Below are 26,691 nucleotides of genomic sequence, written 5' to 3' on the forward strand. Positions count from 1 at the left end.
AGCTTGGTCGATTTAGTTGCGCGACGGTTTTGACGCCACGATGTCGTCGGCCTTGACCCATCCGGGCGTGCCGACGGCGAAACGGGTTTTCGCGCGCGTCGCAAGCTCGCGGGCGGTCTTGTTGTCGCCGCGCAGATAAGCGGCCTGTGCCGACGCGAGATCCGCCTCGGCATAGTCTCCCTTCCGGCCATAGGCCATCGCGAGCTGCATGTAGCCGAGCTGGGCCTCCGGTTCCCGTGCCACCGCGCTCCTGAGAATCCGAACGGCGTCATCGGTGTAGGCCTTATTATCGGACCCAACCAGCGCCTGCCCAAGTAACATCTCGATGAGGGGCGCGTTGTTCGAGAGTGCGACAGCCTTGCGCAGGGCGGGGATCGCCTCGGCCGGCTTGCCACCCTCCAGCAGGGCCTGGCCGCGCACCTCGTAAAAATACGCATTGTTGGGCTGGACCTGGATCAACGCGTCGATCTGGGCGAGCGCGCTGCGCAAATCCCCGTGGAGATAGGTGCTGATGGCGCGGGCATAGCGCGCCGGCATGCTGTCGTTCGTCTGGGGATAGCGGCGGTAGACCGTCTCGGGCCGCTCCATGAAGGCGGAGATCTTGGCGCGCACCATGTCGTGGCGGAGCTGGAGTGCGGGATCGTCCTTCTTGTCCCAATAGGGGCTGGCGCTGGCGAATTGCTGGAGTGCAGCGACGCGCTCTGCGGGCATCGGGTGCGACTGGAGATAGGGATCGGTGCCGCGTGCCGCGAACAGGCTCTCGCTGGTGAAGCGCTTGAAGGTCTCGTACATGCCCTTCGGCGACTGCTGGGTCGCAGTCAGGAATTTCACGCCGGCGCGGTCGGCGTTCTCCTCCTGCTGACGCTGATAGGACAGCAGCGTACGGCGGATCATCTCCTGCGGTCCGGCGATCGCCGCCGCGCCGGCATTGGCCAGCCCATTGTTGCCGGCGCTGCCGCTGCCGCGTGTGCTGCCTGCGACCATCGCACCGGCGCCGAGCAGCATCGCGATGATCATCTGGGTCTGGGCGTTGGCGAGCTGCTCGCGCAGCTTGGACAGATGGCCGCCGGCCAGATGCCCGGTCTCGTGCGCGAGCACGCCGATGATCTGGTTCGGCGTCTCCGACTGAAGGATCGCACCGTAATTGACGAAGATGCGGCGACCATCGGCGACGAACGCGTTGAACGAGCCCTCGTTGACGATCACCATCTGGATGTTCTGCTTCTCCAGACCGGCGACGCGCAGGATCGGGCGCGTGTATTCGCGCAGGAGCTGTTCGGTCTCGGTGTCGCGCAGCACCGGCGGCCCCTTCATCTGCGCCTGCGCGGCCGGCAACGGCAGCAGCGCAACCGCAGCCGCCGTGACGAGGGCGGTGAGAACGGTGGCATTCTTGCGCAATGCGATCTGGAGCAACATCAGGCGGTCTGGGTCAAACGGACTTGTTCAAGCAGTCTTGGTCAAGCATTCTTGGTCAAGCAGCTTCGTGATTGGTTTTGTCGATTGGCGGCGGACCGGATACGCGATATGCCCTTGTGCGCCTTACCCCTTATGAGCCGTACAATGCGGCCAGTCTGGGGCGCAAGCGCCCCGTTCCCGGACCGGACGGACCAGTCCGCCAGCGAATAGCAGAAATCGATGAACGATGCGACATTGAGGAACCGGTTAGGGCAGTGGCTCGAGCCCTCCCGCCGCAGCGATGTTCCCCCGTTCATGGTCATGGACGTCATGGCCGCGGCGGCCCGAATCGAGGCGGCCGGGGGCCACGTCATCCACATGGAGGTCGGCCAGCCCGCCGCCGGCGCGCCGAAGACCGCGATTGCGGCCGCCCATGCGGCGCTCGAGGCGGGTCGGATCGATTATACCTCCGCGCTCGGCATCCCCAGCCTGCGCGAGCGCATCGCGCGACACTATCGCGACGCCTATGGCTGTGACGTCAGCCCCGAGCGGGTCGTGGTGACCACGGGCTCCTCCGGCGGGTTCATTCTGGCTTTCCTGGCGATGTTCGAGCCCGGCGACCGCGTCGCCGTGACGGTGCCGGGCTATCCGCCATACCGTCATATCCTCACCGCGCTCGGCTGCGAGCCGGTGCTGATCGAGACCACGAACGAGACGCGCCATGCGCTGACCGGCGAGGCGTTGCTGGCCGCCCACCGCAAGGCGCCGCTGAAGGGTGTGCTGGTCGGCAGCCCCGCCAATCCGATCGGGACGATGATGTCCCGCGAGGCGCTCGCTGGCCTGATCGCGGCGGCGGAAGACGCGAGCATCCGTTTCATCTCGGATGAGATCTATCACGGGCTCGACTATGCGTTTCCCGCGGTGACGGCGGCAGCGCTGTCGGACCGCGCACTCGTGATCAACTCCTTCTCGAAGTATTTTTGCATGACGGGCTGGCGTGTTGGCTGGATGGTCGTGCCCGAAATTCTGGTGCGGCCGATCGAGCGGCTCCAGCAGAACTTGTCGATCTCGGTGCCGTCGCTGTCGCAGATCGCGGCCGAGGCTGCCTTCGACGGCGCGGCCGAGATGGAGGAGATCAAGCACGGCTATCAGGAAAACCGGCGCATCCTGATCGAGGGATTGCCCAAGGCCGGCCTGACCAGGTTTCTGCCGGCCGACGGCGCATTCTATCTCTATGCGGACGTCTCGGACTTCACCTCCGACAGTTTCGAGTTCGCCAAGCAGATGCTGGAGCAGGCGCACGTCGCGGTCACGCCAGGCCTCGACTTCGATCCCATCCACGGTCGTTCATTCATACGCCTCTCTTATGCGCGTTCGGCAGAGGAGATGCGGGAAGCAGTTGACCGGATCGCTCACTGGCTTAAATAGCCGCGAGTTTTCGACAGCCTTCTTCGACAGCCTCCGGAGTTCAATTTTGTCTGACCGTTCCGTCCCGTCCACCGCCACTTCTCATTCTTCTCTCGCCGCATTGATGTGGCCGACCCGGCCGGGTGAAGCCGTCGGCGCACGTCGCGCGCTCGTGCTGATTGCGCTCGGCACCGGCTTGATGGCGCTGTCCGCCAAGGTGAACCTGCCGCTGCCTTACGTGCCCATGACATTGCAGACGCTGGTCGTGTTGATGATCGGTGCCGCCTATGGCTGGCGGCTTGGCAGCGCAACCATGGTTGCCTACCTCGCTGAGGGGGCGATGGGCCTGCCGGTATTCGCCGGTCCGGTCGGTGGAATTGCACCGCTGGTCGGCCCGACCGCGGGCTATTTGTTCGGCTTCATTGGCGCTGCCTTCGTCACCGGCTGGCTCGCCGAGCGCGGTTGGGACCGCAGCGTGGTGCTGCTGTTTGCGGCCATGGCCGTGGGCCACATCCTCATTCTGGCCGCGGGCTTTGGCTGGCTGGCCTTCGGCCTCGGCCTGGGCGCCGCGAAGGCGTGGCAGGTCGGCCTGCTGCCGTTCGTTGCGGCCTCGCTGGTCAAGAACGCGCTTGGCGCGACGTTGATGCCGGCGATACGCCGGGTCGTCGATCGCCGGTAATACGCGCAATAGCGAGCAGTTCCAATTGACAGGGCCGGCCAAGTTGATCTTGGCTGGCTCTGAGTTGAGGGGGAGTGAAACATGACGACGACAACGATGGCGGGGGCGCCGGTCGTGCCGCCCGCCGCCAAGCCGTGGTACAAGGTTCTCTATGTCCAGGTGCTGATCGCGATCGTGCTCGGCGCCATCGTCGGCTGGCTTTGGCCGTCAATCGCCACCAACGAATGGGTCAAGGCGCTCGGCGACGGCTTCATCAAACTGATCAAGATGGTGATCGCGCCGATCATCTTCTGCACCGTGGTCTCGGGCATCGCACATATTCAAGACGCCAAGAAGGTCGGCCGCATCGGCGTCAAGGCGCTGGTCTATTTCGAGATCGTCTCGACCTTCGCGCTGGTGATCGGACTCATCATCGGCAATCTGGTGAAGCCGGGTGCGGGCTTCGGCAGCGCCGCGGCCAACGCGCAGGCCGTCGCCAACTACGCCAAGCAGGCCGAAGGCCAGAGGTCGGTCGACTTCGTGCTGCATATCATTCCGGACACCGTCGTCGGCGCCTTCGCGCAAGGCGAGATCCTGCAGGTGCTGCTGTTCTCGGTGCTGTTCGGCTTCGCCATCATGGGGCTCGGCGAGCGCGGTCACACCATCCGCAGCTTCATCGACGACGCCGCGCATGCGGTGTTCGGAGTCATCTCCATCGTGATGCGCGCGGCGCCGATCGGCGCCTTCGGCGCGATGGCCTACACCATCGGCAAGTTCGGCACCGGGGCGATCCTCAACCTGGTCGGCCTGATCGCGACGTTCTACCTGACCGCGGCGCTGTTCGTGTTCGTCGTGCTCGGTACCATCGCGCGCTTCGCGGGCTTCTCCATCTTCAAGTTCCTCGCCTACATCAAGGACGAGCTGCTGATTGTGCTCGGCACCTCGTCCTCGGAAAGCGCGTTGCCGTCCTTGATGGAAAAGCTCGAGCGCCTCGGCTGCTCGAAGTCGGTGGTCGGCCTCGTGGTGCCCACGGGCTATTCGTTCAATCTCGACGGCACCAACATCTACATGACGCTGGCGACGCTGTTCATCGCGCAGGCGCTGGGTTTCGATCTCACCTTCGGCCAGCAGCTGACGATCCTGGTGGTGGCGATGCTGACCTCGAAGGGGGCCTCCGGTATCACCGGCGCGGGCTTCATCACGCTGGCGGCAACGCTCGCCGTGGTCGATCCGCGCCTCGTGCCGGGCATGGCGATCGTGCTCGGCATCGACAAGTTCATGAGCGAGTGCCGCGCGCTGACCAATCTGTGCGGCAACGGCGTGGCCTGCGTGATCGTCGCCTGGTGGGAGGGCGAACTCGATCGCGACAAGCTCAACGCCAACCTCGCCAGGCAGATCGATCCGACCGACATGGAAACGGCTGTCACGACGGACTGATTTGCTGGTTGCCTGTGACGGCGCTAGCTGCGCCGTCAGGTCGCGAAATAACAGGGCTGGTCGAGATCCTCGATCAGCCCTTTTTCTTTCGGCGTCCAGCCGAGAGCAGCACGCGTCTTCGCGCTCGAGGTCGGAACGTCGACGCCCACGAACTGTGCGAACCAGCCGAAATGCGCGGCCGCTTCCTCCGGCGATTTGGACACGACGGGCACGCCGAGCCGTCGGCCGATCACCTCCGCAATCGCCTTGAACGGCACGCCTTCCTCCGCGATCGCGTGATAGTGCTTCGTGGTTGCGCCTTGCTCCAGCGCCAGCCGATAGACGCGCGCGGCATCGAAGCGATGCGCGGCGGGCCAGCGGTTGCGGCCGTCGCCGACATAGGCTGACACGCCTTTCTGACGCGCAAGGTTGATGAGGATCGGGACGAAGCCGAGATCGCCCTCGCCATGGGTGGACGGCGGAAGACGAACCACGGCTGCGCGGACGCCGGTCAGCGACAACGCAGTCGATTCCGACAGGCGTGGAAAGCCGTGCGCGGACTCGTCGTCCTCGGTCGCGAGGCGGCCGGGGGCGAGCAGCGCGACGCCGGAGGTGACGATGAGCGGACGATCAGAGCCGTTGAGCTCCTCGCCGATCGCCAGGATCGCGCGGCGGTCGAGCTCGCAATTGTCCAGAAACTTCGAGAAGTCGTGGTTGAAGCCGAGGTGCAGGACGCCGTCCGAAGCAGCGGCGCCGCTGCGCAGGGACGTATGGTCCTCCAGCGACCCGCGATGGACCTCGGCGCCCATCGCGGCGAGGGCGGCTGCGCCGGTGTCGCTGCGGGCAAGGCCGGTAACGCGATGGCCGGCGGCGATCAGGTCCCGAACCACGGCGGAGCCGACGAAGCCGGTGGCGCCGGTGACGAAAACACGCATGAGTAATCTCCAAGAAACCTTTGAGAGGTTGGTGGAGACGACCATCTGCGCTAGGTTTATCCGGGTAAAGTAGTGAGATTATCAGGGTATAAGAGCTAACAGGATGAGCGAGACCGCGACAGCTGAGAACCTTTTGGGGACCTACCTCAAAGACCGCCGCACCCGGCTCGATGCCGCCGCGTTCGGGTTCGCCGGCAGCCGCAGGCGTACGCCCGGGCTGCGCCGCGAGGAGGTGGCTCAGCGCGCCAATATCAGCCCGACCTGGTACACATGGCTGGAGCAGGGCCGCGGCGGCGCGCCGTCGGCCGACGTGCTCGACCGCATCGCGCGTGCGCTGATGCTGACCGATGTCGAGCGCGAGCATCTGTTCCTGATCGGCCTCGGCCGACCGCCTGAAGTGCGTTACCAGGCGAGCGAAGGCGTCTCGCCGCGGCTGCAGCGCGTGCTCGATGCATTCGAAGTCAGCCCGGCGCTGGTGCGGACCGCGACCTGGGATGTCGTCGCCTGGAATCGTGCCGCAAGCGTGGTGCTGACCGACTACGGCGCGATCCCGCCGGGACAGCGAAACATCCTGCGCTTCATCTTCTGCGATCCCCGGGTGCGCGCAGCAAATCATGACTGGGACAGCGTGGCGCGGTTCGTGGTGGCAGCCTTCAGGGCCGATGCCGCGCGGGCGGGCGCGGTCTCGCATGTCGCCGATTTCGTCGATGAGCTCTGCCGCACCAGTCCGGAATTCGCAGCGCTGTGGCGCGACAACGACGTACGCCATCATGGCGACGGCACGAAGCGGCTGCGGCACCCCGTTCACGGCACCATGTCGTTCGAATATTCGAGCTTCAATGTCGAGGGCCGCTCCGATCTCAGCATGATCGTCTACAACCCGGCGGCACCCGAAGATGCCGAGCGGATCAAAAAGCTGCTCGCGGGGCACGTCGACTGACGAGCACAGCCCCTGGTATCCGACCATGCGGCTGATCCGTCAGCGCGCCCCACGCGAATGGGACGGCCGGCTCGCGGTCGTCGCCGCGAGCACCGAAGGTTAGAACCGCTCCGGCCGGTAAGGCGTCGGATCAATCGCCGGCGTTTCGCCGCTCATCATCTCGGCGAGTAATCGTCCGGTTGCGGGGCCCAGCGTAAAACCCTGGTGGCCGTGGCCAAAGTTCATCCAGAGGCCGGGATGGCGTGGGGCAGGCCCGAGCACCGGCAGCATATCGGGCGTGCAGGGGCGGGTGCCGAACCACGGATCGGGCTCGACGCGCCTGCCGAGGTCGATCAGTTCGCGCGCGTTGGCTTCGGCGCTGGCGAGCTGCACCGGCGTCGCGAGCGCATCCATGCCGGTCAGCTCCGCGCCAGTCGTGATGCGGATGCCCTTGGCCATCGGACCCATGGCGTAGCCACCGGCCTTGTCGACCAGCGGCAGATCGAGCGACGCGCCGCCGCTGTAATGCATGTGGTAGCCGCGCTTGCGCACCAGCGGAATGCGATAACCGAATTTGTGCAGCAGATCGGGCGACCACGGTCCGAGCGTCACGACGGCGTGGGCGGCATCGATGCGTCCCTGATCCGTATCGACCGACCAGCCGGTGGAGGTCTGCTGCAAGCTCTGGGCATCACCGAGCACAATGCCGCCGCCGAGGCGCTCGAACAGTTCGGCATAAGCCGTGACCAGCGCGCCGGGATCGGACACGGTCCAGGTGTCGAGCCAATGGATCGCACCGGGCAAATCGTCGCGCAGGACCGGTTCGGCCTTGGCGAGCTCGGCGCCCGAGAGCGCCCGAAACCTCACGCCGAATTCGCGCTGGTCTTCTTCCGCCGATTTGACGGCGAGATCGAACGATGCAGCGTCGCGATGCAGATGGCGGTACCCCGCGCGGCGGATGAGATTGTCGGCATGGGCTTCGCGAATGAGGATGTCGTGCTCCACCGTCGCGTAGGCGATCAGCCGCGCCCAGGCGTCGGTCGCCTCGCGATGCCGCTTCGGCGCCGAATGCCACCAGTAACGGAGCAGGGGCTCGATATGGAGATGAAGCGACGACAGGCTGTAGCGCACGTCGTTGGTGCGGCCCGTGGCGATCTTCAGGAGCGAGGCGATATCGCGCGGCATCGGATAGGGGCGGACCGCTTCCGCCTGGATCATCCCGGCATTGCCGTAGCTGGTCTCGCGGCCCGGCTCCCTGCGATCGACCAGCGTGACGGACCAGCCGCGCTGCTGGAGGTGCAGTGCCGCGCTGACGCCGATCATGCCGCCGCCAAGTACGATCGCGCTTTGCATCGGAATGACCTCGCCAAATCGAAACCGCCCGGTTTGGCCGGGCGGTTTCAACAGTCTTGTTCGCTTTATTCGCCGCCGCCGAAGCGGCGCGACCACCAGCCGGCGCGACGCGGTGCGGACGATGTTTGACTTTCTGCTTCCGGCGCGGGCTCCGGAGCCGGCGGGGCAACCGGCTCGGCCGCCTGCGCAACCGGTGCCGGCTCACTCGGGCTGCTTGACCCGAAGCTCACTTTTTCCCGAACCGTAGAACGGCGTCGTCCGGCCTTGTCGTCGGCGTGCTCTTCGTCCGCGGCAGCGGGAGCCGCCTCAGGCTGGGCGATCCGTGCCTCGGCGCGCGGCTCTGGCTGGGTGACCTGCGGCTCCGAGGTGTGCTCGGCCTGCGCGATCGAGGGCGCAGCCTCGCCGCCAAAACCGTCGAAATCGGCAACCGCGTCGGTCGCTTCCGACGGCGCATTGGCGGCGAGTTCGTCGCCAATGGAGCCGGCGAGACCTTCCTCGCCAGGACCGCGCCGGCGTCGTCCGCCACGGCGACCACGCCGGCGGCGGCGGTCGGCGCTGGCCTGTTGCTCGCCACGGGCTGCCTGCTCCTCGCCTTCCTCGCCGTCCTGCTCGGCCTCGACTTCCTCTTCGCCTTCGCCGGCCGCTACGGCCGTCTCGGCAACAGCGGGAGCGCCATCCTCGCGCGTCTCCTCGTCGCGCTGGCCACCGCGACCGCGGCGGCGACGGCGACGCTTGCGGCGCTGGCTGTCCTGCTCGGACGCGGCGTCGCCTGCGGTTTGCTCTTCGACGAGACCTTCGGTCTCCTCGGTCTCGACCTCGGATTCGGTCTCCGGATCGAACTCCTCGTCGTCATAGGCCTCTTCGACCAGGGGCGGCGGGCTTGCGGCCGCCTGCGCCGCCAGCAGAGCCTTGGCGGCTTCCAGCGTATGCACCTGCTCGCCGCGGTCGATGACATAGGCCTGTGGTCCGCTGACGCTCGCGTCGGCGATGACCGACAACGTGACCTTGAAGCCGTTCTCGAGGTCGCGCAGATGGCCGCGCTTGTGGTTCAGCACGTAGAGCGCGACGTCGGTGCGGGTGCGGACCACGAGATTGTGGGTCGCGCCCTTCATCAGAATCTCTTCGAGGCCGCGCAGCAACTGGAGCGCAACCGAGGACACCGAGCGCACATGGCCGGTGCCACCGCAATGCGTGCAGGGATCGGTCGAGGATTCCAGCACGCTGGCGCGGATGCGCTGGCGCGACATCTCGAGCAGGCCGAAATGCGAGATGCGTCCGACCTGGATGCGCGCGCGGTCCTGCCGGAGGCAATCGGACAGCTTGCGTTCGACCGCGCGATTGTTGCGCTTCTCGTCCATGTCGATGAAGTCGATGACGATCAGACCGGCGAGGTCGCGCAGCCGAAGCTGACGCGCGACCTCTTCGGAGGCCTCGAGATTGGTCTTGAGCGCGGTGTCCTCAATATGATGCTCGCGCGTCGAGCGTCCGGAGTTGACGTCGATCGAAACCAGCGCTTCGGTCTGGTTGATCACGATGTAGCCGCCGGAGCGCAGCTGCACGGTCGGCGAGAACATCGCGTCGAGCTGGCTTTCGACGCCCATGCGCGAGAACAACGGCTGGCCGTCGCGATACTGCCTCACCGCGCTCACATTGGCGGGCATCAGCATCTTCATGAAGTCGCGCGCTTCGCGGTAACCGGATTCACCGGCAACTGAGATCTCGTCGATCTCCTTGTTGTAGAGGTCGCGCAGCGAGCGCTTGATCAGCGAGCCTTCCTCGTAGACGAGGGTGGGGGCCTGCGACTTCAGCGTCATGTCGCGCACCGTCTCCCACATCCGGATCAGGTACTCGAAATCGCGCTTGATCTCGGGCTTGGTGCGGGCGGCACCCGCCGTGCGCAGAATGATTCCCATGCCCTCGGGCACGTCGAGATCCTGCACCACTTCCTTCAGGCGCGAACGGTCCTGCGCGCTGGTGATCTTGCGGCTGATGCCGCCGCCGCGCGCGGTGTTCGGCATCAATACGGCGTAGCGGCCGGCGAGCGAGAGGTAGGTCGTCAGCGCCGCGCCCTTGTTGCCGCGCTCTTCCTTGACGACCTGCACCAGCATCACCTGGCGGCGCTTGATGACTTCCTGGATCTTGTACTGGCGGCGCGGACGGAAGGTGCGCTCCGGCACTTCCTCCAGCACATCGTCGCCGCCGACGGATTCAACGACGTCCTCTTCGGCTTCCTCGTCGTCTTCGTCGTCGTCGTCCTCGCCCGCCGCTTCGGATTCGTGATGCGGAGCCTCGGCGCTCTCGCCGGCGGCGTACACGGCGTCGGCCGGTTCGGCGGCTGACGTTACGGCCTCGGCGAGATTGTCGGCGTGTGCTTCGAAGGCAGCCGCCTGCTGCTCGGCAGCGACCACGGGCTCGGCGCCGATCGCCGCAACTGGCGCCGGCGTCTCGTCGTCATGATCATGGTCGTGATGATCGTGTTCGCCGTGATGACCATGGTCGTCATGGTCATGGGCGTGATGATCGTCACCATGGGCATGATGATCGTGGTCGTGATCATGCCCTTCGTGGTCATGATCGTGATGATCGTGGCCTTCGTGCTCGCCGTGATGCTCCGCGCCGGCGTGCAGGTGCTCGCCCTCGTGCGAAGCGCCCTCGGGCAGGGCCTCGCCCTGGAGCGGCTGGGCTGCGGGATCGGCGCCGTCGACGACGTCGCTGCGGACGCGTTCGCCCTGGCTCCGGCGGCGGGAGTTGCGGTGGCGCGAGCGGCGGCGGCCGTGGGAACGGTTCTCGCTCTCTTCCTCGGCCTCGCGGTGGGCCTGCTCCTCGGCTTCGATCAGCGCCTGCCGGTCGGCAACCGGGATCTGGTAGTAATCGGGATGGATTTCGCTGAAGGCGAGGAAGCCGTGGCGGTTGCCGCCATATTCGATGAAGGCGGCCTGGAGCGAGGGTTCGACCCTCGTGACTTTGGCGAGGTAGATGTTCCCGCGCAGTTGCTTGCGTTGCGCGGTCTCAAAATCAAACTCTTCGACGCGATTGCCGCGGACCACGACGACCCGGGTCTCTTCCGGGTGGGTGGCATCGATCAACATCTTGTTGGGCATGTCTTAACTCTCGGCGGCGGCGGGCGCGATTCACCGTGGGCGCCATCAGCGCTGCCGGGTGACGCGACGGTCCACCTGATTCGGGGGTGAGGGGAAGGCCGAAACGCCGTCTCTCGCGCCTTGCCGAACCGGAAGCCGAAGGACCGAAGCGGCGCGCGGGATTGTTACTCCGCAGCGTCGCGAATGGTCCTTCAGAATTGGTCGGCACAGTCTGGCGCATCAAGCGTCGGCCCGTATGAAACATTGGGCGGCGGGGCCGCCCCTCAATCAGTTGCTGCTGGCCAGGCATGGCGCGAGCGCGCTCACCTTAGGGTATACGAACCGCTCCCTTGAGATTAAGGGACCGGGTAACGGGTTGCGCCGCTGTCAGAACCGTCCCGGAAACGTGGTGGTAACCGGGGACCGTCCGCCGCCGGGGCTTGCCCCGCCCCACCTCGCTGCCGCGCACCGCGCTGGACTTAGAGGGGAACGGAAAAACGCTGGAATTCCCAAACCTTGAGAGTTCCGGCGCTGCACCGGGAGGCTGAATGCGACACAACCGGAAATATCGGCCGTCAGCATTCCGTACATACGTGGATTGGGTCATCCGTGCAAGGAGCGTCGCACGGCGGTCACAGTCAGCGAGTTTCGCGTGCCCGTCATTAAGGATCGTTTAACCCTGTGGTTCTATTGCGTTAAAGAGGCTGCTCGGAGGCACGGAATCGGTGGCGAGCCGCGCAAATCAAAGGTTTTTGCTGGGATGCGCGCTGCTCTGCGCCATGGCAGTGCCGTGTGCTGATTCCTCGCGCCTGAAGGCGGCGGAAAGCCAGCCCCAATCCTCTGTTGCATCAGCGAATTTCCCAATCGCCTCGGCCGCCCGGCTGGCCGGTGACGGCAAGCAGACTCGCTTTATCCTCGACATCGACCAGACCGTTACCTTCCGCGCCATCACGTTGGCTGACCCGTATCGGGTGGTGGTCGACGTCCCCCAGGTCAATTTTCAACTCCCCGCGGGCACCGGGGCCGGGGGACGGGGACTGGTCAAGGCTTTCCGCTACGGGCTGGTGATGCCCGGCGGCTCGCGAATCGTGTTCGACCTGGCGGGTCCGGCCAAGATCGCCAATTCCTATGTGGTGGAGGCCGCCAACGGTCAACCAGCCCGGCTGGTGCTCGAACTGGAGGAGGTCGATCGCGCCGCCTTCGTGCCGTCGCTCGCTCCGGAAAACCGTCCCGAGCTGCGGCCCGCAATTGCCGATCCGCCGCCGGCAACGGTTCCCGGATCCACCCCCCCTGAGTCAGGGCAGCAGAAGGCCGATGGCCGTGCGGTGGTCGTGATCGATCCCGGCCATGGCGGCATCGACAACGGCACGCAGTCGAGCGGCGAGAGCGAGAAGAACCTGGTGCTGGCCTTTGGGCTGGCGCTGCGCGAGCGGCTGGAAAAGACCGGCAAATATCGCGTGGTGATGACGCGGGACGACGACACCTTCATCCCGCTTAACGACCGGGTCAAAGTCGCCCGCGCTCTCAAGGCGGCGTTGTTCGTCTCTATCCATGCGGACGCGCTGCCGCGTGCCGAAGGCGATGCGCAGGGCGCCACGATCTACACGCTGTCGGACAAGGCCTCCGACGCCGAGGCGCAGCGGCTGGCGGACGCGGAAAACCGGGCGGACGCCATCGCCGGCTTCAACCTTGCGGAGGAGCCGACCGATGTTGCCGACATCCTGATCGATCTTACCCAGCGGGAAACGCGTACCTTTTCAAGCCGCTTTGCCCGCCTCTTGATGGGCGAAATGAAGTCGACGGTGCGGATGCACAAGCACCCCCTGAAGTCGGCCGGCTTCCGCGTGCTGAAGGCGCCCGATGTGCCGTCGGTGCTGGTCGAGATCGGTTACGTCTCCAACAAGGGCGACCTCGAGCATCTGGTCTCCGAGGGATGGCGGTCGCGTGCCGTGGGCTCGATGGCGCAGGCGATCGACGGGTTCCTGGCCAAGCGCATGGCCATTGCGGGATCGTCAAATTGACGACCGGGGGATCGTCGAATTGACGACCCGGGGGATCGTCGAATTGACGACCCGGGGGTCGTCGAATTGAGAGGGGATTTTCCGTCCCGCCGCAAAAGCCCTAGTTTGGCCACAGCGGGCGCTTTATAAAAACGCCGCAGGGGGTTCCGGAATCGGCGAGAATCCCGCTCGGCAAGCGTCTTGGATCCGGCACGGATAGTATTGAGTAAGGCCGGTGAATTCGCGACGTGAGGTTGGCGCCAGTTTTGTGTGCCAAGGGGCTGATACTGGGCTGATCCAGAGTTTGAACGGATAAACAGATAATGCGCTTGCTGGTGCGGTTCATGGGCTTCCTGTTCGCCGCGGGAACGGTGTTGTTCCTGGTCGGTGTCGGTGCCGTCGCGGGCCTGATCTGGCATTTCTCCAAGGACTTGCCGGACTACTCCCAGCTCCAGGATTACGAGCCGCCGGTGATGACCCGCGTGCACGCGACCGACGGCTCGCTGCTCGGCGAATACGCCAAGGAGCGGCGGCTTTATCTGCCGATCCAGGCGGTGCCGAAGCTCGTGATCAACGCGTTCCTCGCGGCCGAGGACAAGAATTTCTACGAGCATGGCGGCATCGACTACACCGGCATGGCGCGTGCCGGCGTGGCCTACATCCAGAACTACGGCTCCAACCGCCGTCCGCAGGGCGCTTCCACGATCACCCAGCAGGTCGCCAAGAACTTCCTTCTGACCAACGAGGTCTCCTTCGCCCGCAAGATCAAGGAAGCCTTGCTGGCGATGCGGATCGAGAAGACCTACTCGAAGGACAAGATCCTCGAGCTGTATCTGAATGAGATCTATCTCGGCCTCGGCGCCTACGGCATCGCGGCCGCGTCGCTGGTCTATTTCGACAAGTCGGTGAACGAGCTGACGGTGGCGGAAGCGTCCTATCTCGCGGCGCTGCCGAAGATGCCCGCGACGCTGCATCCGGTTCGCAACCGCGACCGCGCCATCGAGCGCCGCAACTACGTGATCGACCGTCTGCTGGAGAACGGCTGGATCAAGCAGGCCGACGCCGACAAGGCGCGCAAGGAGCCGCTGGCCGTCACCAATCGTTCCAACGGTGCCCACACCTTCGCCGGCGAATATTTCGCAGAGGAAGTCCGCCGCGACATTTTCGAGCGCTATGGCGAGAAGAAGTTGTACGAGGGCGGCCTCTCTGTCCGCACCACGCTCGATCCAAAGATTCAAGTCATGGCGCGCAAGACCATGGTCTCCGGCCTCGTGAACTATGACGAGCAGCAGGGGTATCGCGGCGCCATGAGCAAGCTCGATATTTCGGGCGATTGGGGCGTGAAGCTCGCCGAGATCAAATCGCTCTCCGACATCTCGCCATGGCGCATGGCGGTGGTGCTGGAGACCAGCGACCAGTCGGCGCGCATCGGCTTCCAGCCGAGCCGTGAGCTCGGCGGCGCTGTGAGCAAGCAGCGCGAGACCGGCCTCATCACGCTCGACGGCATCAAATGGGCAAAGGCGGCCACCGGGGCTGCGAAGGGCAGGGCGGCGAGCGCGGTATCGCAGGTGCTCCAGTCCGGCGACGTGATCTATGCCGATCCACTGTACAAGGACGGCCAGCCTGTCGAGGGCCAGTACCGACTGCGTCAGATTCCCGAAGTGTCCGGCGCGATGGTGGTGATGGACCCCTGGACCGGCCGCGTGCTGGCGATGGTCGGCGGCTTCTCGTTCGACCAGAGCCAGTTCAACCGCGCCACGCAGGCCTATCGGCAGCCCGGTTCGTCGTTCAAGCCGATCGTCTATTCGGCCGCGCTCGACAACGGTTATACGCCCTCGACTGTCGTGCTCGACGCGCCCATCGAAATCGACCAGGGCCAGGGCGCCGGCGTCTGGCGGCCCGAAAACTTCTCCTCGGGCAAGTTCCAGGGACCGGTGACGCTGCGCAACGCGTTGCGGCAGTCGCTCAACACGGTGACGGTGCGCCTCGCGCAGGACATCGGCATGCCCCTGATCGGCGAATATGCCCGCCGCTTCGGCGTCTATGACGAGCTGCCGAATTATCTGTCCTACGCGCTCGGCGCCGGCGAGACCACGGCGATGCGCATGGTCACGGCCTATTCGATGCTCGCCAATGGCGGCCGCCGGGTGAAGCCGACCCTGATCGACCGCATCCAGGACCGCTATGGCCACACCATCTTCAAGCACGACCAGCGCGAATGCCGTGGCTGCGACGCGCCGGGCGGCTGGAAGAACCAGAACGAGCCGCAGCTGATCGACCGGCGCGAGCAGGTGCTGGATTCCATGACCGCCTATCAAATCACCGAGCTGATGGAAGGTGTGGTCCAGGCCGGTACCGCGACCGTGGTCAAGGCGGTCGGCAAGCCGATCGCCGGAAAGACCGGCACCACCAACGAGGCCAAGGACGCGTGGTTCGTCGGCTTCTCGCCCGACGTCGCCGTCGCGATCTACATGGGCTACGACAAGCCGCGTCCGCTCGGCAAGGGTAACGCCGCGACCGGCGGCCATCTCGCAGCCCCTATAGCGCGCGACTTCCTCCAGCTCGCGCTCGCCGACAAGCCCGCCGTTCCGTTCAAGGTGCCGGCCGGCATCAAGCTGGTGCGCGTCGTCTCCAAGACCGGCATGCGCGCCGGTCCGGGCGAGACCGGCGGAACCATCCTCGAAGCCTTCAAGCCGGGCACGGCACCGCCGGACAACTACTCCGTCATCGGCGTTGCCGACGCCGACGGCCGCATGCCGGCGTCGCAGCAGCAGCAGCCGGATTCCGGCTTCTTCATGCGTCCGGGCACCGGCGGACTGTACTAAGACTTAGGACAAGACGGGCGTTCTTCGCGGCCGCGGTTGCGCTTTGCAGCCGCCGCCGCTACATCCCGATCTCAATTACGCGCGGGACCAATTCCGCGAGACCAGAGAACCATATGCGCGCCGAAATCGAACGGTTGGTAGAAGAGATCAAGCAGTCAGTCGGGCTGCTGAGGAGGCATCTTTGACGTCGAGAAATCGACGGCGCGCCTCGCTGAGCTGAACAAGCTCGCAGAAGATCCCAATCTCTGGAACGATCCCCAGAAGGCCCAGAAGCTGATGCAGGAGCGGACCTCGCTTGAGGATTCGCTCTCGGGCATCGGCAAGGTCATGCAGGAACTCGAAGACGACATCGGCATGATCGAGCTCGGCGAAGCCGAGGGCGATGAGGGCGTCGTCAAGGAAGCCGAAGCTGCGCTGAAGAACCTCAAGAAGGAAGTGGCGCGGCGCGAGCTCGAGGCGCTGCTGTCGGGCGAAGCCGACAGCTTCGATTCCTATCTCGAGGTTCATGCCGGCGCCGGCGGCACCGAGAGCCAGGACTGGGCGCAGATGCTGCTGCGCATGTACACACGCTGGGCGGAGACCCACGGCTTCAAGGTCGAGGTCATGGAAGAGTCCGACGGCGAAGAGGCCGGCATCAAGTCGGCAACGATCCAGGTCTCCGGCCGCAATGCCTATGGCTGGCTCAAGACCGAGGCCGGCGTGCATCGCCTGGTGCGCATCTCGCCATTCGATTCCAACGCGCGGCGGCACACCTCGTTCTCGTCGGTCGCGGTGTTTCCGGTGATCGACGACAGCATCAAGATCGACATCAAGGAATCTGACGTCCGCGTCGACACCATGCGCTCGGGCGGCGCCGGCGGCCAGCACGTCAACAAGACCGAATCCGCGGTGCGGTTGACGCATATTCCGACCGGCGTTGCGGTGGTCTGTCAGGCCGGCCGCTCCCAGCACAAGAACAAGGCGCAGGCCTGGGACATGTTGCGCGCACGGCTTTACCAGATCGAGCTGAAGAGGCGCGAAGAGAAAGCCGCCGCCGACCAGGCCGCCAAAACCGATATAGGCTGGGGCCACCAGATCCGCTCCTATGTGCTGCAGCCCTACCAGATGGTGAAGGATCTGCGCACGGGTGTGCAGACCTCCGACACCTCCGGCGTGCTCGGCGGCGATCTCGACGACTTCATGGCCGCGACGCTGGCGCAGCGCGCCTTCGGCACCACGGGCGCTGACATCGAGGACGTCGACTGATGCCCCGGATCGCTTTCATCGGGCTTGGACGGATGGGCCACGGCATGGCCGGCCGCTATCTCGATGCCGGCTTTACGGTGACGCTGTGGAATCGCAGCAAGGCGAAGGCAGAAGACCTGATCGCGCGCGGCGCGCTCTGGGCGACCTCGCCTGAGGACGCCGCGATCGATGCGGACGCGGTGGTGACCATGGTCGCCGACGACGAAGCCTCGCGCGCAGTCTGGCTCGGCCCGAAGGGCGCGGCCAAGACCGCGAAGGCCGGCACCATCGCGATCGAATGCTCCACCGTTTCCTATGACCACGCCCGCGAGATGGGCCGCGAGCTCAACGCGCGCGGGCTCATCTATATCGATTGCCCCGTGACGGGTTTGCCGGATGCGGCAGCGAGCGGAAAGCTGACGCTGCTGGTTGGCGCTGACGCTGCCGATCTCGAACGCGCGCGGCCCTATCTCGAACCGATCGGCTCGACCATCCGCCATTTCGGCGCGGTCGGCACCGGCACCGTCTACAAGCTCGTCAATAATCTGATGGGTGCCATCCAGATCGCCGGTCTCGCCGAAGGCCTCGCCATCGCCGAGCAGGCCGGGCTCGACATGAACCTCGTGCTGGAATCGATCCAGGCGGGCGTCGCCGCAAGCCCACAGGTGCAGCGACACTCCAAGCGCATGGTCGCCCGCGATTTCAGCGGCGCGACGTTCACGGCGGCGCTGCGGCACAAGGATGCCGCCTACGCCGTGAAGCTCGCCGAAAGCCTGCTGGCCGACAAGCCACTGGTCTCGCGCGCCGCGGTCGAGTCCTACGCGCAGGCAAAAGCTACGATGCCGGATGACGATGAAGGCAAGATGATCGAGCTGGTGTCGCGGCCGAAGAGGCCGTCATAGCGGATCACATCGACATCGGTAGCCTCGTTCGCACCGTTAGAGCATCGGCTTCGTAAACCGGTGCTTCATCGGAAATCGGGTGGCGCTGTTCGCTGTGCTGTCCTAGGCGGCAAGCTCGGCCGCCGAGATGAGACGCCATGCCCCCAAACGACAACCGGATCGACGCGCGGGACTGGTCGCTGCTCGCGCTGCTCTCGGTCCTCTGGGGCCGCTCGTTCTTCTTCAACGGTGCGGCGTTGCGGGAGTTGCCGCCGCTGACATTGGTGTTTTTGCGTGTCGGGCTGGGCGCGGCCATTCTGCTGCCGCTGCTGCGCGTCCAGGGAATCCGTTTTCCCAAGGGCATGGCGGGCTGGAAGCCGTTCGTTGCGATTGGATCGGACAGACTTTCATCCCGAGCGGCCTGGCGTCGATCCTGAATGCCACCACGCCGCTGTTCACGGTGATCGTGATGGCGGCGGCAGGCGAAGAGGCCTTACAGCTGCGCCGCGTCGCCGGCGTGGCACTGGGCCTCTCCGGCGTGATCATCCTGCGCGGATGGGGCGTTGAAACACGGGCAGGGCAGGGGCTCGGCATCCTGCTCTGCCTCGGCGGCGCCTTCAGCTATGGCTTTGCGGCGCTGGTGGCGCGGCGGTTGTTGAAGGACGCAGCCCCGCTGGGGACGGCAGCATTTCAGCTGATGGCTTCCACGGTGATGATGGCGATCGTCGCCGGCGCAATGGAGCAGCTGTGGCGTCTCCCGATGCCGGGCGTGACGATTTGGCTCGCGGTGCTTGGCCTTGCCGGCCTGTCGACGGCGCTCGCCTATATCGTCTTCTTCCAGATCCTGCGGCGCTCGGGCGCGACCAATGTGATGCTGGTGACGCTGCTCATTCCCGTCACCGCCGTTCTTCTGGGATGGCTTGTGCTGGGCGAGCCGATCTCCATGCGTGAGATCGCGGGCGCCATCGTCATCGGCAGCGCGTTGCTGGTGATCGACGGACGCGTTCTAAATCTACTGCGGCGCGTCGCGTAAGTTCCGGATCGTCGTTTCACGTCGCGGAAAATCGAAGCGCTTGCCAGCGGCAAGTCCGCTTGCGACACTCCCGGCAAAACAAGACTACAAAATAGGGGAGAGAACGATGCCGGGTCGTCGCGAAAACCTTGTTGCCCTCGCCATTTTTGCTGCCGGAGTGTTGGTCACGACACCGGCGCTGGCGCAGAAGAAATACGATCCCGGCGCCACCGACACCGAAATCAAGCTCGGCAACATCATGCCCTATAGCGGGCCGGCGTCATCCTATGGCGTGATCGGCAAGACCGAGGCCGCGTTCTTCAAGATGGTCAACGACCAGGGCGGCATCAACGGCCGCAAGATCAATTTCATCAGCTATGACGACGCCTATTCGCCGCCGAAGGCGATCGAGCAGGCGCGCAAGCTGGTCGAGAGCGACGAGGTGTTGCTGATCTTCCAGCCGCTTGGCACGCCTTCGAACTCCGCGATCATGAAATACATGAATTCCAAGAAGGTGCCGCAGCTCTTCGTCGCCTCCGGAGGCACCAAGTTCGGCGACCCCAAGAATTTCCCGTGGACCATGGGATTCCAGCCGAACTACCAAAGCGAAGGGCGGATCTACGCAAAGTATATCCGCGACAAATTCCCCAACAGCAAGATTGCGGTGTTCTGGCAGAACGACGATGCCGGCAAGGACCAGTTCAAGGGCCTGAAGGATGGGCTTGGCGACAAGGCCAACATGATCATCGCAGACAAATCTTATGAGGTCAGCGATCCCTCGATCGATTCGCAGATCGTCGCCTTGCATGATTCAGGCGCCGACATCTTCTTCTCCTGGGCTGCGCCCAAAGGCTCCGCGCAGGCGATCCGCAAGGTCGGCGAACTCGGCTGGAAGCCAAAATTCTTCCTCGCCAACACCGCGACCTCGGTCGCCTCGGTGCTCAAGCCCGCCGGGCTCGACTATTCCAAGGACATCATCTCGACTGTCTATCTCAAGGACCCGACCGATCCGACCTGGGACAAGGATCCCGCGGTGGTCAAATGGCGCGAGTTCATGGACAAATATTACCCTGACGGCGACAAGGCCAATGCCAACAACGTTTACGGCTACGTCCAGGCCGAGGCGATGGCGCAGGTGCTGAAGCAGTGCGGCGACAACCTCACACGTGACAACGTCATGAAGCAGGCCACCAGCCTGAAGGATTTTCACACCGATCTGATGCTGCCCGGCATCCTGGTCAACACCTCGGCCGATGACTATTTCCCAATCGAGCAGATGCAGCTGATGCGCTTCAACGGGCAGGCTTGGGAGTTGTTCGGCGACGTCATCACCGGCGAAGTCGGCCACGAGCGCAGTCAATAGTCAGGGCTGGCGGCCAGAGCTAAGCGCTTGCACCCAAAGCGAGAAGCGCAGGCCTAGCCGGCGCTCAGCCGCACACCGGCGCGCAAAAACTTCTGCGGATCGACCGCTTCGCCGTCGATACGGGTTTCGTAGTGCAGATGCGGGCCGGTGGACCGTCCCGTCGAGCCGACGAGACCGACGACCTGGCCGATCTTCACGATCTCGCCGACCCTGACGTTGATCTCGGAGAGATGGCCGTAGCGGGTCGCAAGTCCATTGCCGTGATCGACCTCGATCATGCGGCCGTAGCCGCCGGACCAGCCGGCCGAGACGACCTTGCCGTTGGCGGTGACGCGAACGGGATCGCCGGTCGCGGCACGGAAGTCGAGCCCGGTGTGCATCGCGGGCCGGCCGAGAAACGGGTCGCTGCGCACGCCGAAGCCGGAGGTGAACTCGACCTCGCCGATGACGGGCTTGCGATAGGGCACGAGGGCGAGCGTGCGATTGAGACGGTCCATCTCGGCACGCGTGGTGTTGATGCGAGAGAGCTGCTTCTCGAACGGCCCTGAACTGGCCGTGAGTTTTACGGGTACGAAAGGCCCGCCCATCGCGGTGCGCGGCACGGCGGCTTCGAGATTTGCGAGGTTCAGGCCGAGGTCGCTGACGACGCCGCGCATCCGCCGCATGCGTGAATCCATGCCTTCCTCGACGGCGCTGAGCGCCGCCATCTGGCGACGCTCGACCTGGTCAAGCGAGGTCGTGAGCCGAACCACGACGTTGTCGAACCCCTGGTTCTTGGCGAATTGATTGACCGGCGGAGCCGCGAGGGTCGGTGCGCGCGATTCGAGCCGCGCTTCGCGATCCGGCGGCGCCACGAAAATCACGGTGTCGCTGATCGGCGAGGGTTTTGGCGTGCCCTGCGTCGCCTGGCTCGCCTCGCCACGCTGCGGGGTGGACCGGGGAATCGATCCGGTCACGTCGGGCATGGCGCCGAGCGCCGTGGCCCGGGACTCCAGCGCCGTCTGGCGCTTCATGATTTGGTCGAGCTTCTGGTCGAACTGCTCCTGGTCGAGCAGCTGCCGGCTGGTGGTGCGGTCGACCTTGGCGCGCAGCTCGGTGATGCGGTCCTCATAGGCGTATTGCATCTCGGCTTGCCGGGCGATCAGCCGGGTGAGGACGTCGTCGCGGAAGGCGAAATAGGTCGCGGTTGCGGCCGACCAGAGCCCGAGCAGCACGACGGTGCCGACCACGATCCAGAACACCACAGGCCCCAGGCGAACCTGCTTGCCGTGATGCACAATGGTGTAGGCGTCATCGGTGTCCGGAAGGGGAATCGCGGTCGCCGCCGTCGCGGCAGGACGGCGGTTGAAAGACCGTCCGTGGTCGTGCGGGTGATGTTGGGTGTACTGCGAATATTGGGCAGAACTTTTCGACATCGGCACTCCCGCGCCGGTCGGATGAGTCCGTACGGCTTAATTGCCGCAGCAATCTGGGCCGGTCATGGTTAATTTTCCGGAAATGGAACCCCTTGAATTTAAAGGATTGGTTAAAGGCTTCTTGCCGCTTCCAGCACCTCGTCGGCGTGGCCGTCGACCCGGACATTACGCCAGACCTTGGCGACCTTGCCGTCGGCGCCGAGCAATATCGTGGTGCGAAGAACTCCCAGGAAGGTCTTGCCATACATCGATTTTTCGCCCCAGACGCCGTAGGCCTCCAACATCTCATGCTTCTCATCCGAGATCAGGGGGACGCCGAGACCGTGCTTGTCGCGAAACTTCTCCTGGGCCTTTAACGGATCGGCGGAGATACCAAGCACCGCCGTGCCAGCCGTGGCGAAGGCGCCGGTCAGCCGGGTGAAGTCGATGGCCTCCCTGGTGCAGCCCGGCGTGTCGGCGCGGGGATAGAAGAACAGGACGAGCTTCTGGCCGGCATAATCCGATAGCGCAACGACACCGCCGCCGTCGCGGGGCAGGCGGAAGGCGGGAGCCTTCTGGCCCTCGGCCAAGGCCGCCTTCGCCGCCGTTCCGGGCGCGGAGGCGGATTTAGAAGAATTTAACCGTTTCGATGCGGCCTTATGCGATGCTGCTTTTGCTATCGTTCCAGTTGATTTGCTCGCCGGTGTCCGCTGTGTTTTCGCGGACTTTGTTTGAGTCGCGGCCCGCGTTTTCAGGGGCGCCTTTTTAGCCGTCGAACTGCCGGAGCGCGTTTTGGACGATTTCTTTCGGGATTTCTGGGACATACGCCTTCCTTTCGTCGCTTTCGGCGGGTCAACCAAAGCGGTATTACAGCCTTCGTCCGGTGTGCCGGAATCGCGCCCTCAGGTAGGCGAGTCTGACGACGCCGGAGTCTGGTTACAAGGAATTACACGCACCACCCCACTGCTCGTTGAACGCGCTCCCGGGGCGAAATGACGAACAGCAGGAACATTCGAGGTATGGCGGCAATGCCGGCGCAGGGAGCTTCGCTTCCGGTCGACGGCTGCGGTCCTGGCGGCGCTCAATCCCACGACGGGCGCCTGTATCGAGAGGCAATGGCAAGGAATACGTCGCCCCAGGACTACAATCGGGATTTGGATCGGCGCGGCGGCCAACAAGAGTCGCAGCAATGGGACGACGCCGATTGGGATTCGGATCAGGAAGCGGCGGCGGGCCATCGGGCGCGCCGGCTGTTGTCGCGTTCCAGTTCGGGCTTCCATCGTTTCGGTGACGGGTTTGGAAGGTTGCGCCGCTGGCTGGGTGGTGGGCGCTGGCTAAAGCGCACGGCCGTGGTCGTCGGTGCCCTGGCCGTCATCTTCGTCGGCTGTTTCGGCGCGCTGTGGTGGCGGCTCGGCGCCGGTCCCATCAATCTGGACATTGCGACGCCGTGGCTCGCCGCGGCGATCGAGGACAATATAGGCCACGGCAACACGGTTGAGGTCGGCGGCACGCAGATCGAGCGGGCCGGGCGGATCCGCATCGCCGTGCGTATCCGTGACATCGTCGTGCGCGACCAGGATCACGCCATTGTCGCCACCGCGCCGAAGGCTGAGGTGAGGCTGTCGGGTGCGGGTCTGCTGATGGGACGCCTGCGCGCCGAAAGCCTCAACCTCGTCGATGCCGAGCTCGCGATCCGGATCGCGCCCGACGGCACCGTCACAGTGTCGGCCGGCGACACCGCAAAGCCGCTCGCAACCGGCGTCGCCTCCAAGAAGGACGCGGGCCTGCCACCGACATTCCCGCGCAACGGTGGCCCACCACCGCCATTCGCAACAGTGCCTGCGAGCCCGGACGCATCGCAAGCCGTTGCCCAGGCCACGCCCCCGAGTGGGATTCTTCAGGGTCTCGACTGGCTCGACAGTCTGAGCATGACCGGCCTCGACGGCCAGAACCTCAACGAGATCGGCCTGAAGAACGGCAATCTGGTCGTTGACGATCAGCAGCGCGGCAGCAAATGGACGTTTGAGAACATCACGCTCAGCCTGCGCCGGCCGAGCCGTGGCGGCGTCGCGCTCAGCCTCGGCGAGGAGGGCGCGCGTCCGTGGTCGCTGCGTGCCACGATCGGCCCCGCGGAGAATGGCGTGCGCTCGGTCGATATCCGCGCCGACAAGGTCTCGACCGCCAACATCCTGCTGGCGTTGCGGGTGAAGGACCTCACCTATACCGCCGACCTGCCGCTCACCGGCGAGCTCAAGGGCGAGCTCGGCCGCGACGGCGTGCCGACATTCTTCCGCGGCAAGATTGCGATCGGCGCGGGCAACATCATCGACACCGACACGCCCGACTACCCGATGGCGATCGACTCGGCCGAGATCAATGTCGAGTGGGATTCGAACCGGCGGGTGCTGGTCGCGCCGTTCAAGATTCTCTCGGGCGCGAACCGCCTGACCCTTCTGGCCCATCTCGAGCCGCCCAACGGCACCATCAATGACTGGCAGCTCGGCTTCAGCGGCGGTTCGATCCTGCTGGGCGGCATCGACAACGAGCCGCCATTGGTCTTCAACCGGATCGCGATCGGCTTCCGCTTCGACACCGATCACAAAAGGCTGCTGTTGACGCAGGCCGATATCTCCAACGGAGAGATCGGCGTCGCCGGCACCGGTGCGATCGACTATTCGGGCGAGCCAAGGCTGACATTGGGTTTTGCGGGGACGCCGATGTCGGCCTCCGCGCTTAAGCGGATGTGGCCGACGCTTGTCGTTCCCGAATTGCGCGAATGGGTGATCGAGCGGATCGAGCGTGGCACGCTCCAGCGCATCGAGATCGGCATCAATTCGCCGGTCAAGAATCTTCCGCGCAGGGGTCCACCCATTCCCGACGACGGCCTGTCGGTCAATATCGTTGCAAGCGGTGTCGCGGTTCGCCCCGTGGATGGCATGCCGGTGGTGCACGATGCCGATTTGAAGGCGCGCGTGACCGGGCGCACCGCGACCGTGAATATCGGGCAGGGCATTGCCGACACCCCGGCGGGCCGCAAGATCACGATTTCCGACTTCGTGTTCGAGGTGCCTGATATGGTTCCCAAGCCGTCGCCGTCGCGGACCAGGTTCCGTGCCGATGGCCCGGTGCCTGCGGCCGCCGAAATGCTTTCCAATGATCGCCTGAGCGATCTGTCGTCGACCGTCATCGATCCCAACACCAGCAAAGGGACGTTCTCGGCGAACATCCAGCTGGGCCTGCCGGTCAAGGGCGAGCTGACCAAGGCCGACACCACCTATACCGTCACCGCCGATCTCAACGGTTTTGCTGCCGACAAGCTGGTCATGAACCAGAAGCTGGAGGCCAACAACCTCAAGATCGTCGCGAACAACCAGGGCTATCAGGTCAAGGGCGACGTCAAGATCAACGGGCAGGCGGCCTCGCTCGACTACCGCAAGCCGGCTGAGGGCGATGCGGACGTCAAATTGCAGGCCACGCTCGATGATGCGGGCCGCGCGCGCCTAGGATTCGATCTGAGCCCCGCCGTCAGCGGATCGCTGCCGATCAAGCTGTCGGGCAAGATCGCAGGAGGGCCCGACCAGACGACGAAGCTCGGCATCGAGGCCGACCTGACTTCGGTCAGGCTCGACAACATCCTGCCCGGCTGGGTCAAGCTGCCGGGCAAATCGGGCAAGGCCAGCTTCAAGGTGGTGCCGACGGCGCAATCGACGCGTCTGGAGGACATCGTCGTCGAAGGCGGCGGCGCTTCGATCAAAGGGGCGCTCGAGGTCGATGCCAGCGGCGACCTCATGAACGCGAACTTCCCGACCTACGCGCCGTCCGACGGCGACAAGGCGTCGCTGAAGGTGGAGCGAGGCCAGGACGGCGTGATCAAGGGCACGATGCGCGGCGACGTATTCGACGGCCGCGGCTTCCTTAAGTCGGCGATCTCAGGCAATTCCAAGGACGATGCCAAGAGCAAGACGAAGAACGTCGATTTCGACATAGACGTGAAGCTTGGCGCCGTCATGGGTTTCAACGGCGAGGCGATGCGCAGCGTCGACGCCAAGATGTCGCGCCGCAGCGGCGCGGTCAAAGCCTTCACGCTGAGCGGCAGGATCGGAAAAGACACGCCCGTGGCGGCCGATTTGCGCGGCGGCCGCGCCCAGGGCAACCGTGAGGTGATCTATCTCCAGACCAGCGATGCCGGCAGCTTCCTGCGCTTCACCGACACCACCAACAAGGTCTTCGGCGGCCAGATGGTGGTGGCGATGGAGCCGCCGACGTCTGAGCCTACGACAAGAGAAGGCCTGATCAATGTGCGCGACTTCTCGGTCAAGGGAATGGAACAGCTCGATCGCGTCGCGGCGGGCGCTGCTAACGGCGCGCAGAGCGGGGTGGCCTTCACGGCGTTGCGCGCGGAGTTCACGCGGCAGAACGGCGCGCTCACAATCCGCGACGGCGTGGTCAAGGGTCCGATGGTCGGCGCCACCATCGAGGGCTCGATCGACTTTCCCGGCAACCAAGTGTGCATGAGCGGCACCTTCGTGCCGATGTACGGGTTGAACAACATGTTCGGACAGATTCCGGTACTCGGGCTGTTCCTGGGTGGTGGCGATAAAGAGGGACTGATCGGCGTGACCTACGAGGTCGTCGGCACGCCGGCCGCGCCGGTGATGCGCGTCAATCCGGTCTCGGCCATGGTGCCGGGCGTGTTCCGAAAGATCTTCGAGTTCAACACCGGCAAGCAGAACACGCCGTTCGAGGAATTCCCCTCGCAGTCGCACGATGGTTCGACCGGATCGCCGCGTCAACTATCGAGTGGCTGCAGCGTCGCGCGGCGATAGCGC

At 65.0% G+C, this 26,691-nt stretch carries 16 protein-coding genes and 1 pseudogene; 11 read left to right on the forward strand and 6 right to left on the reverse strand.

Going from position 1 to position 26,691, the window contains the following annotated elements:
• Window positions 1–12: 12 nt before the first annotated feature.
• Window positions 13–1,416: a M48 family metalloprotease gene (locus ABIB06_RS22360; RefSeq protein ID WP_354048690.1), complete on the reverse strand. Its 1,404-nt coding sequence runs from the start codon at window positions 1,414–1,416 to the stop codon at window positions 13–15.
• A gap of 219 nt (window positions 1,417–1,635) precedes the next feature.
• On the opposite strand from ABIB06_RS22360, the gene ABIB06_RS22365 reads away from it, so the two are divergent.
• The 3 genes from ABIB06_RS22365 (at window position 1,636) to ABIB06_RS22375 (ending at window position 4,897) form a co-directional block, all read left to right on the forward strand.
• Entirely contained in the window at window positions 1,636–2,823 is a 1,188-nt protein-coding gene (locus ABIB06_RS22365) for a pyridoxal phosphate-dependent aminotransferase (RefSeq protein ID WP_354125636.1), read from the forward strand.
• Between the two features lie 103 nt (window positions 2,824–2,926).
• The gene (locus ABIB06_RS22370; protein WP_247347232.1) at window positions 2,927–3,481 is read left to right on the forward strand and encodes a biotin transporter BioY; all 555 of its coding nucleotides are present in this window, start codon (window positions 2,927–2,929) and stop codon (window positions 3,479–3,481) included.
• Window positions 3,482–3,562: 81 nt separating this feature from the next.
• Window positions 3,563–4,897, forward strand: coding sequence for a dicarboxylate/amino acid:cation symporter (locus ABIB06_RS22375; RefSeq protein WP_247347187.1), 1,335 nt, complete (start codon window positions 3,563–3,565; stop codon window positions 4,895–4,897).
• Between the two features lie 35 nt (window positions 4,898–4,932).
• On the opposite strand, the gene ABIB06_RS22380 is transcribed toward ABIB06_RS22375, so the two are convergent.
• Complete coding sequence (locus tag ABIB06_RS22380; RefSeq protein WP_354048686.1) at window positions 4,933–5,811, reverse strand: SDR family oxidoreductase; 879 nt, start codon at window positions 5,809–5,811, stop codon at window positions 4,933–4,935.
• A gap of 103 nt (window positions 5,812–5,914) precedes the next feature.
• Between ABIB06_RS22380 and ABIB06_RS22385 the strand changes: the two genes are divergently transcribed.
• Window positions 5,915–6,751 carry a helix-turn-helix transcriptional regulator gene (locus ABIB06_RS22385; protein ID WP_354048685.1) on the forward strand — a complete coding sequence of 279 codons (837 nt, stop codon included), beginning with the start codon at window positions 5,915–5,917 and terminating at the stop codon, window positions 6,749–6,751.
• Between the two features lie 99 nt (window positions 6,752–6,850).
• Here the strand turns inward: ABIB06_RS22385 and ABIB06_RS22390 are convergent, their stop codons facing one another.
• Both ABIB06_RS22390 and ABIB06_RS22395 read right to left on the reverse strand, forming a co-directional pair.
• Window positions 6,851–8,083, reverse strand: a complete 1,233-nt coding sequence (locus tag ABIB06_RS22390) for an NAD(P)/FAD-dependent oxidoreductase (RefSeq protein WP_354048683.1) — start codon at window positions 8,081–8,083, stop codon at window positions 6,851–6,853.
• A 65-nt stretch (window positions 8,084–8,148) separates the two neighbouring features.
• Window positions 8,149–11,184 (reverse strand): Rne/Rng family ribonuclease, encoded by a 3,036-nt coding sequence (locus tag ABIB06_RS22395; protein ID WP_354048681.1) that lies wholly within the window; start codon window positions 11,182–11,184, stop codon window positions 8,149–8,151.
• Window positions 11,185–11,888: 704 nt separating this feature from the next.
• Here ABIB06_RS22395 and ABIB06_RS22400 point away from each other — a divergent pair.
• The 6 genes and pseudogenes from ABIB06_RS22400 to ABIB06_RS22425 all read left to right on the forward strand — a co-directional run bounded on the left by ABIB06_RS22400 (window position 11,889) and on the right by ABIB06_RS22425 (window position 20,468).
• The gene (locus tag ABIB06_RS22400) at window positions 11,889–13,184 is read left to right on the forward strand and encodes an N-acetylmuramoyl-L-alanine amidase (protein WP_354048679.1); all 1,296 of its coding nucleotides are present in this window, start codon (window positions 11,889–11,891) and stop codon (window positions 13,182–13,184) included.
• A gap of 302 nt (window positions 13,185–13,486) precedes the next feature.
• Window positions 13,487–15,988, forward strand: coding sequence for a penicillin-binding protein 1A (locus ABIB06_RS22405; protein ID WP_247347175.1), 2,502 nt, complete (start codon window positions 13,487–13,489; stop codon window positions 15,986–15,988).
• A 113-nt stretch (window positions 15,989–16,101) separates the two neighbouring features.
• A protein-coding gene (gene prfB, locus ABIB06_RS22410) for a peptide chain release factor 2 (RefSeq protein WP_354048677.1) occupies window positions 16,102–17,233 on the forward strand; the annotation gives its coding sequence in 2 pieces (ribosomal slippage) (window positions 16,102–16,170 and window positions 16,172–17,233; 1,131 coding nt in all).
• On the forward strand, window positions 17,233–18,114 hold the full coding sequence (locus ABIB06_RS22415) for an NAD(P)-dependent oxidoreductase (RefSeq protein WP_354048675.1): 882 nt from the start codon (window positions 17,233–17,235) through the stop codon (window positions 18,112–18,114). Before prfB ends, ABIB06_RS22415 begins: the two co-directional genes overlap by 1 nt.
• 137 nt (window positions 18,115–18,251) lie before the next feature.
• Window positions 18,252–19,126: pseudogene (locus ABIB06_RS22420) on the forward strand (DMT family transporter).
• Between the two features lie 106 nt (window positions 19,127–19,232).
• Complete coding sequence (locus ABIB06_RS22425; RefSeq protein ID WP_354048672.1) at window positions 19,233–20,468, forward strand: ABC transporter substrate-binding protein; 1,236 nt, start codon at window positions 19,233–19,235, stop codon at window positions 20,466–20,468.
• Window positions 20,469–20,521: 53 nt separating this feature from the next.
• Here ABIB06_RS22425 and ABIB06_RS22430 read toward each other — a convergent pair whose 3' ends face one another.
• Complete coding sequence (locus tag ABIB06_RS22430; RefSeq protein ID WP_354048670.1) at window positions 20,522–21,883, reverse strand: M23 family metallopeptidase; 1,362 nt, start codon at window positions 21,881–21,883, stop codon at window positions 20,522–20,524.
• Between the two features lie 110 nt (window positions 21,884–21,993).
• On the reverse strand, window positions 21,994–22,686 hold the full coding sequence (locus ABIB06_RS22435; protein WP_354048834.1) for a peroxiredoxin: 693 nt from the start codon (window positions 22,684–22,686) through the stop codon (window positions 21,994–21,996).
• Window positions 22,687–22,890: 204 nt separating this feature from the next.
• Here ABIB06_RS22435 and ABIB06_RS22440 point away from each other — a divergent pair, with 204 nt between their 5' ends.
• A complete protein-coding gene (locus tag ABIB06_RS22440; protein ID WP_354048832.1) occupies window positions 22,891–26,688 on the forward strand; it encodes a YhdP family protein in 3,798 nt (1,265 codons plus the stop codon).
• Window positions 26,689–26,691: the final 3 nt, after the last annotated feature.

The organism is Bradyrhizobium sp. LB8.2, from assembly GCF_040548035.1.
Lineage (GTDB): Bacteria > Pseudomonadota > Alphaproteobacteria > Rhizobiales > Xanthobacteraceae > Bradyrhizobium.